The sequence below is a fragment of the Brevibacillus sp. SAFN-007a genome, from assembly GCF_051967035.1.
GTDB lineage: Bacteria > Bacillota > Bacilli > Brevibacillales > Brevibacillaceae > Brevibacillus.
This window is the reverse complement of the sequence record NZ_JBQCKK010000009.1, coordinates 112,583-127,531: the sequence shown is the minus strand read 5'-3', so window position 1 is coordinate 127,531 and position 14,949 is coordinate 112,583. Positions and strand designations below refer to the sequence as shown.

The window sequence follows — 14,949 nt, the reverse complement described above, 5'->3', positions numbered from 1 at the left end:
ACAAGCTACCTCGTCCGTTCGCGGCTATTTTCCAGATAAACCATCGTCGTTTTCAGGAGGAAAAAACATGAAAAAACGCTCATTCATCACCTTGGGACTTGCCTTGTCGCTCTCCCTGAGCGCTTGCAGCAGCGTGCAGACGGAGAGAGAGGCAGTAGGGGACAATCCGTCTCCCACAACCGACACCCCGGACGCGCAGTCCGGCGTCACGATTGAACTGCTCGGATCGAGTACCGGAGAGTCCGACATCAACATCATTCGCGACCAACTGACCAAAAACGGCTTTACCGTCAAGCTGAACCTCCAGCCCGACTACGGCAGCTTCAAGGCGCAGCAGGACGCAGGCAATTTTGACATCGCCCTGTCGAGTTGGACGACCGTTACCGGCAACCCCGACTATGCGGTCCGCTCCCTGTTCAAGACTGGCGGTGACTATAGCATTTTGGCCGATCCCGAGATCGACAAGCTGATCGACGAAGCCTCGACGCAGACGCCCGATCAATTTGTCGAAACCTACAAAAAGCTGGAGCAGCGCCTCGTCACCGACAAAGCCTATATCGTGCCGCTGTACAATTCGCTAAAAAGCCAGGCGTTCAACAAGGAAGTCGTCGACGAGAAATCGATCCGCTTGTCCAAATCGCGCTCTCTGCCGTGGGAGGAGCTTGATTTTGTAGACAAATCCAAACGCGCCAGCACCCCGCTGGTTTTGCAGCAGTCGGCTTCTACCCTGACGTCGCTTGACCCGATCAAAGGCAACGACGGGTCGATCAACATGCTCAACACAAACATGTACGTTCGCCTGGTCAACCTGACTGACGACGACGTGATAACGTCCAAAGGCTCCCTGTCGCTCAATCACAGCATCGCCGAAGGGAATTCCGAATACTACTTCCTTCTGCGCGACGATATCAACTTCGCCAAAGTGGAGAACAAGGCTGCCGTCGATTCCGGCGAACGCGTAGGCGCGGAAGACGTTGTCTTTTCACTGTTGCGGGCCAAGGACAAAAATTCCGTCCCCGACCACCGCACGTACACGCTGCACGAGCATATCAAAAACGCCGAGATCGTCACCGACCTGAAAGCGCTGGAAGCGGTCAAGCAAGCGGGCGGCAACAAAACCGTGAAGGAAGCGCTGGAACAAGGATTGAACGCGAAAATTTCCGCGCTGGTCGCCGACAAAACCCAGGCCAACAACAAGCAAGGCAAGTACCAGGTCGTGAAGCTGACCACAACCGAGCCGTTCCCGCAAGTATTGAACTACCTGGCGCACCAGTCGGGCGGAATTGTCTCGAAGAAGCAAGTCGAAAAAATCAATACGTATGACGTCGCGACCTTCGATAAGAACAAGGATATTCCGTACGGGGATCAAAACACGGTCACGGAAGGCGCGACGTACAACAATACGCTGTACGCAAGCGGCCCTTACATTCTGGCTTACAAAAACGACTACGAGGCTGTCTTCCTCAAAAACCCCGGCTACATGAAGGGCACCGAGCATGAGCCGCGAATCTCGCAAATCACCGTCCGCTTCATCAAGGATGCAGACAGCTCGCTTGCCGCGCTGCGCAGCGGGGAGATCCATGTGTACTACAGCGTGCCGGAAACAAAGTACGAGATCGTCGAGGGCGACAGCAAGCTCAAGCTGCAAACCCTCCCGAGCAACGCCGTGGCGTACCTGCTGTTCAACACCAAAAATCGCGAAGTCGCCAAGAGCGAGGATTTGCGCAAAGCCGTGCTCTACTCCATCAACCAGGATGAAATTTTGCAGTTCTATAAAAACCACAAGCGCAAGGCGTTCTCGACCGTCAGCCCGCTCGTCAAAACCGGAAACGAGTTGAAGGCCGATCCGGCAAAAGTGCAGGAGTTTTTGAACAAGTACAGGGAAAGTGTGCTGCAAAAACCACAGAAGTAAAGCTGCTGTTCAGGCTGTCGATCATCTCGACAGCCTTTTTTGCTTCCTGACAAAAGCGGGGAACTCAAGGGGCGGTTCCCCCTCCCCCGCCTCCTATGGTACGATGGGAGAGAGGTTCGCCCTTTACCATCGAACAACGGAGAATGGAGACAACAGTTTGAAAACGTTTAAAAAAGTTTATATAGAAATCACGAGCATCTGCAATCTCGCCTGTACGTTTTGCCCGCCGACGGAGCGCAAGGCTACGTTTATCTCGACAGACAGCTTCGCGAAGCGGCTGGATGAGATCAAGCCGCACACTCGGCACATATACTTGCACGTAAAAGGAGAGCCGCTGCTCCATCCAAAAATCGACGAGTTGCTCGACATCAGCCATGAAAAAGGCTTCAAGGTCAACATGACGACCAACGGCACATTGATTGCGAAAAATCGGCATAAGCTGCTGGGGAAGCCGGCGCTGCGGCAAATGAACTTTTCGCTGCACAGCTTCGATGGCCACCTCGGCTCAACCGACCGCGAAGGCTACTTGCGGGAGATTCTCTCCTTCATCCGCGACGCCCAAGAGCACCCGATCTTTTTTTCGCTCCGCCTGTGGAACTTGACACAAGATAACATCACGAACCTTCAAAAGAATCGAAACCGCCAGACGCTTGCCATCATCGAGAAGGAATTTGCGCTCGATTACCAGATCGAAGAAAAGGTCGTGCCCGGCAGTGGCGTGAAAATCGCCGAACGCGTCTACTTGAACCAGGACCATGAATTTCAATGGCCGAGCATGACCGCCCCGCGCGACGAGGGCCGCGGCTTTTGCCACGCCTTGCGTAGCCAGGCGGCGATTCTCGTCGACGGGACCGTTGTGCCGTGCTGTCTGGACGGGGAAGGCGTCATCAACCTGGGCAATATTCAGCAAACGTCGTTTACGGACATCGTGGAAGGCGAGCGGGCCACTGCCATCGTCGAAGGGTTTTCGCGCAGAGAAGCTGTCGAGGAGTTGTGCAAAAGATGCGGGTATCGCCAACGTTTTGGCGCGTAGTGGATCAATCTGAATCGGAAAAGGGGGCGTTTGGATGAATTTCAGCATGCATGAAGCTGTCGAGGTGTTGGAGCGTACGCCGCTGCTGCTGCAACATTTTTTATCCGGTCTATCGCCGGGCTGGCTGACCTGTAACGAGGGCGAGGACACGTGGAACGCCGTGGAGGTCGTGGAGCATCTGATCGAGGCGGAGCGAACGAACTGGATACCGCGGTTGGAGCTGATTGTGCAGGAAGGCGACAGCAAGCCGTTTCCCCCATTTGATCGCTTTTCGCACCTGAACGGACGCACGGAACAGTCACTGGCGGACAAATTGCAGGAATTCGCGGCGATCCGCCAGCAAAATATCGCCAGGCTGACGGAGCTGATCGATCCAGCGCTGCACCTGGAGTTGACTGGCCTGCACCCGGCATTTGGCGCAGTAAAAGCGCGGGAGCTGATTTCTACCTGGGTCGTCCACGACTTGACGCACATCGCGCAAATCGTGCGGGTCATGGCCAAGCGATACAAAACCGATGTAGGACCGTGGACAGCGTATTTGGGCATTTTGCAGGACAGGTAATGCTGCTGAGGCGCCGTTCTATCCCGTTTTTTTTCGATGCCAAAAACCGACTCCTCTACAAGAGTCGGTTTTCCTGTTTCATCTCCAGCCATTCCTCGCTGGGGCCAATCTGCCCAAAGCCGATGCTGTCCATCACATCCGCCAGCGTGTATTGCCCGAGAAAGCGGACGAGTTGCTGCTCAGCCTGATGCAGCAGTGCCTCCAGCTGGCGATCCAGCTGCACGCCGACCTCGCCGCAATCCAGCTCCTCCTGCTGCTCTTCCTCGCGTTCTTCCGGAAGCGAGCGGTATATATCGGCAAGCGTCAACTCTTTCGGACACCTCGTCATGTAGTAGCCGCCGTCGCGGCCTTCCTTTGCCTCCACGATGCCGGCGCGATTCAGTTGGGCCATGACGCGGCGCAAAAAGGTCGCATGCGTCTTCACCTGCGCGGCAATGGCGGCGCTGGACAGCACGCCGCCGCTTTTCGCCAGCCAGACCAGCACGTGTACGGCAACCCGGAAGCGCGGCTTGGCGATCTGATCGATTCGATTTCGTTTCATGACACCACAGCCTGTCGTTTACGGCTTGCAGGAGCCGTCTGCGCAACTGTCTCCGTCGGTCTCTTCTTTTTCATCCTGACCGACAAAGGTCAGCGGGGAAGCGGCCTTTTCTTCTTCCCATACTTTCCATAGCACTTCCCAAAACACTTCGCCAGGCTGCGCCCCGGAAACCGCATATTTGTTGTTGAATAGAAAGAACGGCACGCCTTTGATGCCGATTTCAGCGCCTCTGCGCTTGTCTTCCTTCACCTTGTCGCTGTACGCGTCGCTTTTCAGCATGGCGAGCGTCGCCTCGCGATCCAGCCCGACCTCGGAGGCAAGCTGCGCCAGCACCTCATGATCTCCCAGGTGCAGCGACTCGGTAAAGTACGCTTTCAGGAGACGCTCCTTCATTGCCGTCATTTTGCCGTGGGTGGCGGCATAGTGCGCGAGACGGTGCGCGTCAAACGTGTTCGTCGGAATCATCGTGTCAAAATAATAGTCCAGCCCGACACTTTTGGCTTGCTGGGCCACGCGCTCATTCATGCTTTTCGCCTGTTCCAGCGGCATGCCGTATTTGGTAGCAAGTACGGTGTGCACGTCCATATTCGTATCGCGCTCCATAGTAGGATCGAGCTGGAAGCTGCGGTAGACAACTTCTACCTGATCCTTGTGCGGAAATTGCGACAGTGCGCCTTCCAGATGGCGCTTGCCGATATAGCAAAACGGGCAGGCAAAATCAGACCAGACTTCTACTTTCATGTTTGCATCCTCCTCATATTCAACGGTCCAGCCGCAATCGCCCAAACCGTAAACTGCAATCGTCACAAGCACATTATACACGATGCGGCTGATCGCCGCTGAACTTTTGAGCAGGAATCGACACTTTGTCCATCAGCGAGCCATGCGGATGGTACGCTCCCCGACCGCCTCCGCCTCTTTTCTGTCATGGGAGCACGGAAGAGAGGGCGTCTGCGGCAGGGAACGCGAGGAAGATGAACCATCCGCCCATTCGCGACATAAGATGAACCACAAAGCGATCACGAAAGCGAAGGTGAAGCGAGCATGAACGGATATCCTCCCTATTTTTACGATACGCGAATGGTTTCTTCCCACTATGCGCACTATGCGCACGCCCCGACACAGGCGTATGCCCACATTCAGGGCGGTCCGCTGGCTCCGAACCTGAACGGCTCTCTCTTCTTCACCGATGTCCCGTACGGAACGGAGGTTTACATCGAAGTCATCGGTCTGCCGCCTTACCAGCCCGCGACTGGCGATCAGCAGCCGATCGGCCCTTTTGGCTTTCACTTGCATGAACATGGCGTCTGCACAATCGGCAATCCCGACGACCCGTTCACCGCAGCAGGCTCGCACTGGAATCCGACCAACCAGCCGCACGGCAACCACGCGGGCGACTTTCCTGTGCTGTTTTCAAACGACGGGTACGCGCGGATGAGCTTTTTCACCAACCGGTTCCGGGCGGCAGATGTCATCGGCAAATCGGTCATCATCCACCAAAGCCCGGACGACTACCGCTCACAGCCTGCGGGCAACAGCGGCAAGCGGCTGGCCTGCGGAATCATCCAGCCTGCCTAAATTTGCGCCATTCCGCTACCGCTAGGCGAGTCCACCAGACGAGCAGGTACAGCCGTGGGCAACTTCGTCCCCTCCGGCTGCCATGGCAAAAAAAGCACAGAGACGCGCGCCCTGTGCTTCCTTCGTTTTCTTTTTGGATCCGCAAGGACGGACGGAAATGGCCAGCCTTGCGCACGACCGCCCTTCTGTATCCGGTTATCCGCGCAGCAGCGACAAGTCGAAGCGCGGGACAAGCCCTTCCTCGGCAGCGCGCCCCAGCAAAGCGGCGATGGCCGCGTAGCCTTCCTCGCCCAGATTGCGGGTGAATTCGTTTACGTAAAGCGCAATATGGGCCTGGGCAACCTCATGCGACAGCTCCTGGGCGTGGCGCATGACGTACTCCTGCGACGCAGTCGGATTGGCCCAGGCGTATTCCACAGACGCCCGCGTCCAGTTCGCCAGCGCTTCGAGATCCATTGATCTTTTTGCGATGATCGCTCCCAGCGGAATCGGCAGCCGGGTATCCGCCTCCCACCAGTTGCCCAAATCCGTCATGAGGGCAAGTCCGTAGTTTTGATACGTAAAACGCGCTTCGTGAATGACCAGCCCGGCGTCTATGTGTCCATCGCGCACGGCGGGCATGATTTCATGAAACGGCATCACGACGATTTCGCCTACGCCCCCCGGGACGTTTTGCGCTGCCCATAAACGGAACAGCAGGTAAGCGGTCGAGCGCTCGCTGGGAACGGCTACCCGCTTGCCGGAGAGCCTGGCCGGGTCGTTGGCGCTTGCTCCTGCATCCCCTTGCGTCAGCACGAGCGGCCCGCAGCCTCTGCCCAATGCCCCGCCGCAAGGCAGCAGCGCGTATTTGTCCAGCACCCACGGCAAGGCCGCATACGAAATTTTCATGACTTCCGGCCCCTCGGCACGAGTTGCCAGCGTGTTGGTAATATCAATATCCGCATACAGGATGTCCAGCTCAGGCGCACCCGGAATCAGTCCGTGGGCCCAGGCATGGAAAACAAACGTATCATTTGGACATGGCGAAAACGCAATCTTCACCTTACAGCACCTCCCGCATTACCGCGCTTGCTTTTCGTAACGACTCCAGAGCGTCCTTGATCCGCCACGCCGATTTGTCGCGCGGACCGATCGCGTTGGAAACGGTTCTGATCTCCAGTACAGGCACGCCAGCCGCTTGCGCCGCGACTGCAACGCCGTATCCTTCCATGGCCTCCGCCAACGCCTCCGGCATCCTGTCGGCCAGACTCTGCGCCGTTTCCGCTGTTCCCGTCACCGTAGACAGCGTCAAAATCGGCCCCCGGCCAACGGGCAAGTCCGCGTTTTGCATGGCGCGCTCCACCCGCTCTGCCAGCTCGCCCGCCACGGGCACACGCGTCGAGCCAAACCCGAGCTCGTCCACGCTGCAAAAGCCATCCGGCGTCTCGGCCCCCAAATCTGCACACACGATCTCGCTGGCAACGACAATCGCGCCGACCTCTGTCCGGCCGACAAATCCGCCGCAAATCCCTGCGCAAACCACCAGGTCATACCGCGACTGCGCCAGCGCGCGCGCCGTACTGGCTGCCGCCGAAGCTGGCCCGACGCCTCCGATGATCGCCGTGAACCGGTCGTCCTCGCCCAGCCCTTGCCTAACCGCATCCCGCTCTGCCGCAACCGATGTCACGACCAGCACGCGCTGCGTTTTCTGTTCTTCCCGCATTTCCTGCCTGTCCTCCTCTCTGTACGCTCGCTCGTGTTTCGTACAGCTTCTGAAATAAAACGCTTCCTCCTCCACGTTATCGCTACTTGTCTTTTATGTAAAGAGGTTGGGTGTTCATCCAATTTTGCTGTCCGGAAGTGAAACTAAGTGGTTGATTTCCACACCTGCCTGTGGTAATATGAATGTAAATCAAAGAGGTTCAAAAAGCGTTCACATATTGTAAAGGGTTTACAGTTATGTTTGAACCTTTTACAATGTGTGAATTTTTATTTTACCCATAAATAAAAGTTGCATATTCATTTTAATTTTGTTGGAGGTAACACCCATGCAAACAGGTACAGTAAAATGGTTCAACGCTGAAAAAGGTTATGGTTTCATCGCAGTTGAAGGCGGAAACGACGTATTCGTTCACTTCAGCGCAATCACTGGCGAAGGCTTCAAAACCCTTGAAGAAGGCCAACGCGTTGAATTCAACGTAGTAGAAGGCAACCGCGGACCACAAGCTGAGAACGTAGTAAAACTGTAATGGACTTGGAAAGCTGCCCTTGCTTGATAGCAGGGCGGCTTTTTTTTGCCCTCGATGCGGCGGTTTGCGGCCAATCCCCCTGCAAAAGTCGGACTTTGTTCCTAAAGAGCGGTTGACAATCGACAAGGCTCCCCCTATAATCACGTTATGATGCCGAGAACAGCAATGGCGCTTTCTGGCATGAAGTTTTCAAAATTTACTTACTGATTCAAGCAGAGCCATTATTTTTTCGGTTGTTTGTTTCCTTGCTTGTAAGCGGTTCCAGTTCTGGAGCCATCTGCATGCCATATCCCAAGTCCATACCCAGACATAAGCAAAGGCGCTTAGGCAAATCCCGATTTTCAGGGATCCTGGGCGCTTTTATTGTTTTCTTTTACCAATCCAAAAAGGTGGGGTTGTCTATGGAGCACATCGGAAGTGTCATTATTTACATCATCATGCTATGCGCGGTCATCGGTGCTGTCGCCGCCATCCGCAACAGCGACGAAGGGCTGGGCAAGGAGTTCATGGAAGGGATTCACTCAACAGGGTACATCTTCGTCCCCGCGGCCGGGATTATGGCCTCTCTTCCCTACATTTCCTGGTTTGTCGAAAAAGCAGTATCGCCTCTCTTCCACCAAATCGGCGCCGATCCGGCCCTCGCGGCAACAGCCATTTTGGCTTCCGACATGGGTGGCTACCAGCTGGCGAACCTCTTGAAAAGCTCGACAGAAGGCTGGGTCATGGCAATGGTCGTCGGTCTGATGGCCGGGGCCACAATCGTTTTCTCCATTCCGATGGGACTGGCCATGCTCGATAAACGCGACCATAAATATATGGCGCTTGGCGTGATGTCCGGGATTTTGACGGTTCCTATCGGCGCTTTTATCACCAGTGCCATCCTCTCGCTGAGCCATGCGCAAATTCGCGCTGAAATCTCGACAAACGCCGACTCCACGTATGCCTTTGCCATCGGAATCGGCCAGGTGCTCTTGAACCTGTCTCCTATCCTGATTTTCGTCGTCGTGATTGCCGCGGGTCTGCGCTTTCTGCCTGACCTGATGATTCGCGGTTTCATGATCTTTGGAAAAACAATGGACGCTGGCATCAAGCTCGTGCTCGTATTCTCCATCGTGGAATACTTTACAGGCATTTTCACTACCTTGTTTGGCGCTTGGGGATTCGATCCGATCATCGCCGATCCGAAAGACCAATACCGCGCGCTGGAAACAGCCGGTTACATCGGGATCATGCTCTGCGGTGCGTTCCCCATGGTCTACTTGCTGCGCAAATACGCGGCGAAGCCGTTGGAAGCGCTGGGCAACAAGCTGGGCCTGAGCCCGACAGGAAGCGCGGGGCTTCTGGCAACTGTCGCCAACATTTTGGCCATGTTCCGTCTCGTGCGCTCCATGCCGCCAAAAGACAAAGTCATCAACATTTCCTTCGCGGTATGTGCCGCCTTCTTGCTGGGCGATCACTTGTCCTTCTCCGCAAACTTCCAGCCCAACATCATCTTGCCGGTCATGCTCGGCAAACTGGGGGCAGGTGTGATTGCCATTGCTCTCGCCTACTGGCTCTCTGTACCAAAAGCGCTGGAGCTGGAGAAAAAAGATCGCGAAGCTGGCATCATCGGCCCTGACGAATACGTAGCTGGCCCTGCGGAGCAGAAAGCTTCCTGACGAAGCAGCCCGACCCGCAAATCATCCAGGTATCACGCTTATCGAATCCCAAAACAAAAAGGCTGTCCCTGGCGGCAGCCTTTTTGCTCTTGCTCTATCCTTGCCTGGGGGCCCACAGGATTACGCTCACGCCGACCAGACAGATGAACGCGCCCAGCCAATCGTACAAGTCCGGTGTCTTTTTGTCGACCAGCCAGCCCCAGAGGACGGCCAGGATGATAAAAACCCCCCCGTACGCAGCGTAGACGCGGCCGAAGGAAGGAAAGCTCTGCAAGGTCGGAATGATGCCGTACAAGACGAGAATCAACGCCCCCATCGCCCCATACCAGGCCGGTTTTGCCTCTTTCAGCCAGAGCCAGACGAGATATCCTCCGCCGATCTCCGCCAATCCTGCCAAAATAAACAACACAATCGAAACTGTCATCCTATCCCTTTCTCAGCAGACGCCCACGGTTGGCCATGCCGCCGCCAAACAGGCAACACGTCTCCAAGCGCCCTGCTGTCTATCATAGACCCGCCACTTCTGCCAACACGAGTGACCAGGCCATGGTATGATCGAGCCGTTTGCCCACATCGGTTATTGTACCATCCTGCCCGGACCGTGCATAGGAGCAGCCGGACAGCTGTTCGCGCTGGCACCCGTTCCTGCTCCCTATCAGATTTTGCTATTTTTTTCGTCTAATGTGCAAATGAGCAGTAGTCAAGCAAAAATGAATGTTATAATAAGAAAGTAGAAAATTTCACAATGGGGAGAGAAACGATGGAACAACAAAATGCGCTTTCGACTCATCAAAAATTACCCATTGGAAAGTTGCTGAAGAGAATCTTCTTTATTCTCATTGGTGCTTCCCTTGTATCGGTAGCCTTGGAGATTTTCCTCGTACCGAACAAGATCATCGATGGGGGAATTGTAGGGATCTCCATCATTGCCTCGCATCTCACTTCTCTGTCTCTTGGCATTTTCCTATTCTTGCTTAATCTGCCATTTCTCCTAATCGGATATAAGCAAATCGGAAAGACGTTTGCGGTTTCCACCCTGTTCGGCGTCAGCGTCATGTCGGTCGGTACGATGTTTTTGCACGAAGTACCCGGCTTGACGGATGACCCGCTTTTGGCAGCCGTGTTCGGCGGCATTATTTTGGGAATTGGCGTAGGGCTTGTTCTGCGTTACGGTGGCTCTCTGGATGGCACGGAAATTATTGCCGTCTTGTTTAACAAAAAGTCTCCGTTCTCCGTTGGTGAGATCGTCATGTTTATCAACCTATTCATTTTGAGCAGTGCCGGATTCGTATTCGGTTGGGATCGCGCGATGTACTCGCTGATCGCCTATTACATTGCTTTCAAAATGATCGATCTGACCATCGAAGGCTTCCAGGAATCCAAGTCCGTGTGGATTATCAGCGACAATCACAAGGCATTGGGAGACGCCATCGTTGCCCGTCTGGGACGCGGTGTCACCTATTTGAAAGGTGAAGGTGGCTACACGGGTGACGACAAGAAGGTCATTTTCTGTATCATCACTCGTCTGGAAGAGGCCAAGCTGAAACTGATCGTGGAAGAAATCGATCCGAGTGCCTTCCTGGCAGTCGGCAACATCCACGACGTACGCGGCGGACAATTCAAGAAAAACGCCATTCACTAGGCAAGCAGGAAAAAAAGGTGTCGGCTGCATAGCAGCGGCACCTTTTTTTGGCTGATCTCTTCAACGGGAACGAGCTACTTGCCCCCTGTTTTCTATTCCCCTGCTGACAGGCTGACTGACGGTTTGATCCCCGGTGTCTTTTTCTGAGCGAGCAGTTGAGCAGCGGCTACACATACGCCGGCAATTGCGCCAGCCGCTCGATGACGGCCAGCGGCTGGTGGGCAGACGTCGGCTTTTTCCCTCGCGGATTGAACCAGATGGCGGAAAAGCCCGCATCCATCGCTCCGGCAACATCGGCCTCCCACGTATCGCCCACAAACAACACCTCGCTGCTCGGGACGCCGAAGCGCTCTTGCGCCGCAGCATAAATCCGCGAGTCAGGCTTATGGTAGCCGAGCTGCTCGGAAATCACCACCCGCTCTTGCGGGAAGTAGGCAGACAGCCCCAAGCGCTCCAGCTTGATAAAGGCCATATCTACCGGGCCGTTGGTGACGATCCCAAGCTCATGCTTCTCCGCCAGCTTCGCAATAACGTCCTGTACCTCCGGATCAGGCTGGACGGCAGCAAGGCAGGCTGCCTGGTAGACCCGCTGAAAATCGTCGATCTCTTCCACTGCCATTGTGCGGTTGAAGTCGGCCATAGCCCGCTGCAAGCGCAATCGGCGATACTGCGTAAAATCGTACGTTTTCGCGATGACATCTCCCCACAGAGCATCCCCGTGGCGGCGCAGCGCCGCAAGTAGCGCTGCGCCATCCAGATCGGCCGTGCATGCATGGGCGGCAATCGTCTCTTGCATCCCTTTTTCCCAACAAGCGGAAAAGTCAAACAGCGTATCATCGAGATCAAACAGGATGGTGCTGAAACGAGACAATCGGGTCACTTCCTCTTTCCTTTTTTCCACGACAAATACCTGCGTGAGGCGCTGTCTTTTGCTACGATCATTGTAACGGATTTTCGGCCGCGCCAGCACGATTTTTGGCACTCTTTGCGAAAGAAGGAGATGGGCGTATGGCCGAAGAGACGCTTGCCCCGGTTGGATCGAGGAGTTATGTAGCTGCCAGTTCCTTTTCCAATACGGCCTTCCATTCATCCGGCAACGGGACGGATCGTCTCGTGTTCGCATCGATCATGACCATCGTGACGTCGGCGTCCGCCACCAGCACGTCTTGCTTGTTGTACAGCTCATGGCGGAGCACGAAGCTTTTTTCTCCGACCCGCAGCACAGTCGTCAGGGCGGTTACCTCTTCGCGCATGCGCAGCTCTTTTCGATAGTTGATATGGAGGTTGACCACCACAGGCATGACGGCCTGCCGCTTCCATTCCTCGAACGTAAATCCCTGCTGCCAGATCCAGTCAAACCTCGCCCACTCCATGTACTCCAAATACTTGGCATTGTTCACATGACCGATGACATCAATATCCGTAGACTGCACGGTAAACGCAAAGCGATGGGCCATCTCTCTCACTCCTTGAACGGTTTCCTCCAGTATAGCGAATATTGCGGACTGAGTGAACATTCATTCAAAATATTCCGAATGATTCTGCTGATCTTTCCCTCTGTTTCTCCTATAATAAAAGAACAAGCGCCCTGGAAAACAGTGCCTTTGGCGCCCAAGGGCTGAAGTCTGATCGAAGCAATAAGGAGGTGAACCGCCATGAATCGTCGCCTGTTTGAATGCGATGTACCTGTCCTCGCCTAGTCGGTGAGGAACCGCTTTTTCAACGGCCTCCCGGCTAACGCGCTGTCTGTACCAATCAGATTCACTCCGGGAGGGACTTTTCATGTCGCATTCACAACAATGGAAGCAATCGTTGCTCGGTGCCATCTGCCTGACGCTCGCTGCCGCGATTTGGGGGGGCGTCTACGTCGTGAGCAAGGTCGTGCTGGATGTCATTCCGCCGTTTACGCTCTTGATCCTGCGTTTCGGCATCGCCCTGATCGTTTTGGGGGCATTTGCTCTCGCTCGCCGAGAACCCGTTCGAAAAAAAGATGTTCCCCTGCTGATGGCCATTGCCTTTGTCGGGGTCACCATCTCGATCGCGGCGCAGTTTCTCGGGACGAAGCTCTCGACCGCGCATATGGGCGCGCTGATTACTTCCGCTTCTCCAGCTTTTATCGCCATTTTCGCGGTGTGGCTGCTCAAGGAGAACATCCACTTCAAGCAGGCAGCCGGCATTTTGCTTGCGACCGTGGGCGTCATCATCGTCATCGGCGTGCCGGATCAGGCGGACGCCCAATCGTCTCTGACAGGCAACCTGATTCTGCTCGTGGCAGCGGTAAGCTGGGGGCTTTACACCGTCCTTAGCAAAAAAGCGACGCAGCGCTACTCCTCTTTGCTCGTCACTACGTACGTCGCCTTGTTCGGCATCGTCTTCACCAGCCCGGTCATGGTCTGGGAGCTGTCTGTCACGCCGGTTTCATGGCAGTTTGGCTGGGAGATTTGGGCAGGTGTGCTGTACATCGGACTCATCTCGACAGCCGGGGCCTTTTACCTGTGGAACAAAGGCTTCGAGCTGATGCAGGCGGGCAGCGGGGCAGGCTTCTTCTTCGTCCAGCCAATCGTCGGTGCTTTTCTCGGCTGGCTTCTGCTGCACGAGCATCTGGGCGTCAGCTTTTTCGTCGGAGCGGCCTTTATTTTTCTCGGCGTAGCCCTGTCGAACCTGCGCAGGCGTGAATCGGCGGAAAGCAAGTGAAGCTTACAAGCCCGTTCGTCCGCTCGAAAAAAGGACAGCAGACTTCCTGCTGTCCTTTTCCCATGTCGCTGGGAGCAAGCTAAAAACCGGAACCGAGAACATGCAATACCGCATGTTTCAGGTACGTGTATTGTTCAGCGTTCGTATCGCGGAAGGCTTCCTCCCGACTTGATAACACGTCTGCATAGACGAGAGGTTCTTTGAACTGAGACTCCGTGAAGTCATATCGCCGTCCCGAAATACGGTTGTAAAAGTGAACGCCGTCAGGCAATTGCGTTTTCAGGATTTCGCCGCCAAGGATGTCGTTCACCACTAAAGCCGTGACTCCGCATTGTCCACGTGCAGGGTTATCTGGAGTCCATTTTGAACTTGATTGGAGAGACCATGCCTGTACCAGAACTCGCTGTAAGTCCTCCGGGTTAAGCACTAAACTAGAATGTTCCATGACCAGCCCTCCTAAACGTACACCATCTGCTTATAAAGGATATACGAACAGTCCCTGATTGAGATTGTAGCATATGCAACATTTCCCCCCATAAGTACCCACCCAGAAAAACAGCAAAAAAAAGACGGCCTATAGCCGTCACATATATAGAAAACGGGAGGGAAGTAGAGGAATTTCAACAAACGTTACCAAACGTGTTTCCAGTTGGCGAATCGTTATGGCTTGCTCGCGTCAGTCGAAGGGGACTGATCGGCAGATTCGCTGTTGTCCGTTCCGGCCGCGCCAGTCGAGCTTGCGTCAGACTTACTGTCTGAGCTGCTGTCACCAGTTGGTGCGCTTGCCGGTTTCTCAGAAGATGTGCCTGTGCTGTCCGAACCGCCCGTGGTCGTATCCGAGCTGTTTGCCGATGCGTCAGGCGTCGATTGATCTTGTGAAACCGAGCTGTCGGTGGATTGTCCATGATCAGAAGAAGCCGGTGTTGTCTGGCTTGTGCCCTCTTGCTGCGTCGCTGGTTCAGGCGTCCCTGTTGGGCTGGAGCAGGCTACCAGGCTTCCAGACAGGAGCAATGCGACAGCTGCAATGGAAAACCATTTTCTATTCACGTTCATTCTCCTTTCATCCTTAGCTTTCGTGACCTTCTCGCCGTCACACGTACA

17 protein-coding genes are annotated in these 14,949 nt (G+C 55.0%); 8 read left to right on the top strand and 9 right to left on the bottom strand.

Features of this window, described 5'->3' with window-relative positions; genetic code table 11:
* Window positions 1-67 precede the first annotated feature (67 nt).
* The 3 genes from ACTHO6_RS12305 to ACTHO6_RS12295 all read left to right on the top strand — a co-directional run bounded on the left by ACTHO6_RS12305 (window position 68) and on the right by ACTHO6_RS12295 (window position 3,507).
* Entirely contained in the window at window positions 68-1,912 is a 1,845-nt protein-coding gene (locus ACTHO6_RS12305; protein ID WP_440241855.1) for an ABC transporter substrate-binding protein, read from the top strand.
* Between the two features lie 157 nt (window positions 1,913-2,069).
* A complete protein-coding gene (locus ACTHO6_RS12300; RefSeq protein ID WP_440241854.1) occupies window positions 2,070-2,945 on the top strand; it encodes a radical SAM/SPASM domain-containing protein in 876 nt (291 codons plus the stop codon).
* Window positions 2,946-2,979: 34 nt separating this feature from the next.
* Window positions 2,980-3,507, top strand: coding sequence for a DinB family protein (locus ACTHO6_RS12295; RefSeq protein ID WP_440241853.1), 528 nt, complete (start codon window positions 2,980-2,982; stop codon window positions 3,505-3,507).
* 55 nt (window positions 3,508-3,562) lie between these two features.
* Here the strand turns inward: ACTHO6_RS12295 and ACTHO6_RS12290 are convergent, their stop codons facing one another.
* Together ACTHO6_RS12290 and ACTHO6_RS12285 are read right to left on the bottom strand one after the other, a co-directional pair.
* On the bottom strand, window positions 3,563-4,048 hold the full coding sequence (locus tag ACTHO6_RS12290) for an RrF2 family transcriptional regulator (protein ID WP_440241852.1): 486 nt from the start codon (window positions 4,046-4,048) through the stop codon (window positions 3,563-3,565).
* A gap of 18 nt (window positions 4,049-4,066) precedes the next feature.
* On the bottom strand, window positions 4,067-4,789 hold the full coding sequence (locus ACTHO6_RS12285; RefSeq protein ID WP_440241851.1) for a DsbA family oxidoreductase: 723 nt from the start codon (window positions 4,787-4,789) through the stop codon (window positions 4,067-4,069).
* Window positions 4,790-5,092: 303 nt separating this feature from the next.
* Between ACTHO6_RS12285 and ACTHO6_RS12280 the strand changes: the two genes are divergently transcribed.
* Complete coding sequence (locus tag ACTHO6_RS12280; protein ID WP_440241850.1) at window positions 5,093-5,626, top strand: superoxide dismutase family protein; 534 nt, start codon at window positions 5,093-5,095, stop codon at window positions 5,624-5,626.
* 195 nt (window positions 5,627-5,821) lie between these two features.
* On the opposite strand, the gene ACTHO6_RS12275 is transcribed toward ACTHO6_RS12280, so the two are convergent.
* Together ACTHO6_RS12275 and ACTHO6_RS12270 are read right to left on the bottom strand one after the other, a co-directional pair.
* Window positions 5,822-6,667, bottom strand: coding sequence for a 1,4-dihydroxy-6-naphthoate synthase (locus tag ACTHO6_RS12275; RefSeq protein ID WP_440241849.1), 846 nt, complete (start codon window positions 6,665-6,667; stop codon window positions 5,822-5,824).
* Window position 6,668: 1 nt separating this feature from the next.
* Complete coding sequence (locus tag ACTHO6_RS12270; RefSeq protein ID WP_440241848.1) at window positions 6,669-7,328, bottom strand: futalosine hydrolase; 660 nt, start codon at window positions 7,326-7,328, stop codon at window positions 6,669-6,671.
* Window positions 7,329-7,653: 325 nt separating this feature from the next.
* Here ACTHO6_RS12270 and ACTHO6_RS12265 point away from each other — a divergent pair, with 325 nt between their 5' ends.
* Both ACTHO6_RS12265 and eutH read left to right on the top strand, forming a co-directional pair.
* The gene (locus tag ACTHO6_RS12265; RefSeq protein ID WP_005830059.1) at window positions 7,654-7,854 is read left to right on the top strand and encodes a cold-shock protein; all 201 of its coding nucleotides are present in this window, start codon (window positions 7,654-7,656) and stop codon (window positions 7,852-7,854) included.
* 401 nt (window positions 7,855-8,255) lie between these two features.
* Window positions 8,256-9,512 (top strand): ethanolamine utilization protein EutH, encoded by a 1,257-nt coding sequence (gene eutH / locus ACTHO6_RS12260; protein WP_440241847.1) that lies wholly within the window; start codon window positions 8,256-8,258, stop codon window positions 9,510-9,512.
* A gap of 94 nt (window positions 9,513-9,606) precedes the next feature.
* Here eutH and ACTHO6_RS12255 read toward each other — a convergent pair whose 3' ends face one another.
* Window positions 9,607-9,936 carry a YnfA family protein gene (locus ACTHO6_RS12255; protein ID WP_440241846.1) on the bottom strand — a complete coding sequence of 110 codons (330 nt, stop codon included), beginning with the start codon at window positions 9,934-9,936 and terminating at the stop codon, window positions 9,607-9,609.
* Between the two features lie 336 nt (window positions 9,937-10,272).
* On the opposite strand from ACTHO6_RS12255, the gene ACTHO6_RS12250 reads away from it, so the two are divergent.
* On the top strand, window positions 10,273-11,154 hold the full coding sequence (locus ACTHO6_RS12250) for a YitT family protein (protein ID WP_440241845.1): 882 nt from the start codon (window positions 10,273-10,275) through the stop codon (window positions 11,152-11,154).
* Between the two features lie 166 nt (window positions 11,155-11,320).
* On the opposite strand, the gene ACTHO6_RS12245 is transcribed toward ACTHO6_RS12250, so the two are convergent.
* Both ACTHO6_RS12245 and ACTHO6_RS12240 read right to left on the bottom strand, forming a co-directional pair.
* Window positions 11,321-12,025 carry an HAD family hydrolase gene (locus ACTHO6_RS12245; RefSeq protein ID WP_440241843.1) on the bottom strand — a complete coding sequence of 235 codons (705 nt, stop codon included), beginning with the start codon at window positions 12,023-12,025 and terminating at the stop codon, window positions 11,321-11,323.
* A gap of 175 nt (window positions 12,026-12,200) precedes the next feature.
* Window positions 12,201-12,611, bottom strand: coding sequence for an acyl-CoA thioesterase (locus tag ACTHO6_RS12240; protein WP_440241842.1), 411 nt, complete (start codon window positions 12,609-12,611; stop codon window positions 12,201-12,203).
* A 325-nt stretch (window positions 12,612-12,936) separates the two neighbouring features.
* Between ACTHO6_RS12240 and ACTHO6_RS12235 the strand changes: the two genes are divergently transcribed.
* Window positions 12,937-13,848 (top strand): DMT family transporter, encoded by a 912-nt coding sequence (locus ACTHO6_RS12235; RefSeq protein ID WP_440241840.1) that lies wholly within the window; start codon window positions 12,937-12,939, stop codon window positions 13,846-13,848.
* A 79-nt stretch (window positions 13,849-13,927) separates the two neighbouring features.
* Here ACTHO6_RS12235 and ACTHO6_RS12230 read toward each other — a convergent pair whose 3' ends face one another.
* Both ACTHO6_RS12230 and ACTHO6_RS12225 read right to left on the bottom strand, forming a co-directional pair.
* The gene (locus tag ACTHO6_RS12230) at window positions 13,928-14,293 is read right to left on the bottom strand and encodes a YunG family protein (RefSeq protein WP_440241839.1); all 366 of its coding nucleotides are present in this window, start codon (window positions 14,291-14,293) and stop codon (window positions 13,928-13,930) included.
* Between the two features lie 215 nt (window positions 14,294-14,508).
* Window positions 14,509-14,901, bottom strand: coding sequence for a hypothetical protein (locus tag ACTHO6_RS12225; RefSeq protein WP_440241838.1), 393 nt, complete (start codon window positions 14,899-14,901; stop codon window positions 14,509-14,511).
* Window positions 14,902-14,949: the final 48 nt, after the last annotated feature.

Bases quoted from the DNA above. Each gene is read 5' to 3' on its own strand.
- ACTHO6_RS12280 (WP_440241850.1), top strand. From the start codon at position 5,093: ATGAACGGATATCCTCCCTATTTTTACGATACGCGAATGGTTTCTTCC.
- ACTHO6_RS12235 (WP_440241840.1), top strand. From the start codon at position 12,937: ATGTCGCATTCACAACAATGGAAGCAATCGTTGCTCGGTGCCATCTGC.
- ACTHO6_RS12295 (WP_440241853.1), top strand. From the start codon at position 2,980: ATGAATTTCAGCATGCATGAAGCTGTCGAGGTGTTGGAGCGTACGCCG.
- ACTHO6_RS12290 (WP_440241852.1), bottom strand. From the start codon at position 4,048: ATGAAACGAAATCGAATCGATCAGATCGCCAAGCCGCGCTTCCGGGTT.
- eutH (WP_440241847.1), top strand. From the start codon at position 8,256: ATGGAGCACATCGGAAGTGTCATTATTTACATCATCATGCTATGCGCG.
- ACTHO6_RS12230 (WP_440241839.1), bottom strand. From the start codon at position 14,293: ATGGAACATTCTAGTTTAGTGCTTAACCCGGAGGACTTACAGCGAGTT.
- ACTHO6_RS12270 (WP_440241848.1), bottom strand. From the start codon at position 7,328: ATGCGGGAAGAACAGAAAACGCAGCGCGTGCTGGTCGTGACATCGGTT.
- ACTHO6_RS12255 (WP_440241846.1), bottom strand. From the start codon at position 9,936: ATGACAGTTTCGATTGTGTTGTTTATTTTGGCAGGATTGGCGGAGATC.
- ACTHO6_RS12305 (WP_440241855.1), top strand. From the start codon at position 68: ATGAAAAAACGCTCATTCATCACCTTGGGACTTGCCTTGTCGCTCTCC.
- ACTHO6_RS12265 (WP_005830059.1), top strand. From the start codon at position 7,654: ATGCAAACAGGTACAGTAAAATGGTTCAACGCTGAAAAAGGTTATGGT.
- ACTHO6_RS12285 (WP_440241851.1), bottom strand. From the start codon at position 4,789: ATGAAAGTAGAAGTCTGGTCTGATTTTGCCTGCCCGTTTTGCTATATC.
- ACTHO6_RS12250 (WP_440241845.1), top strand. From the start codon at position 10,273: ATGGAACAACAAAATGCGCTTTCGACTCATCAAAAATTACCCATTGGA.
- ACTHO6_RS12240 (WP_440241842.1), bottom strand. From the start codon at position 12,611: ATGGCCCATCGCTTTGCGTTTACCGTGCAGTCTACGGATATTGATGTC.
- ACTHO6_RS12225 (WP_440241838.1), bottom strand. From the start codon at position 14,901: ATGAACGTGAATAGAAAATGGTTTTCCATTGCAGCTGTCGCATTGCTC.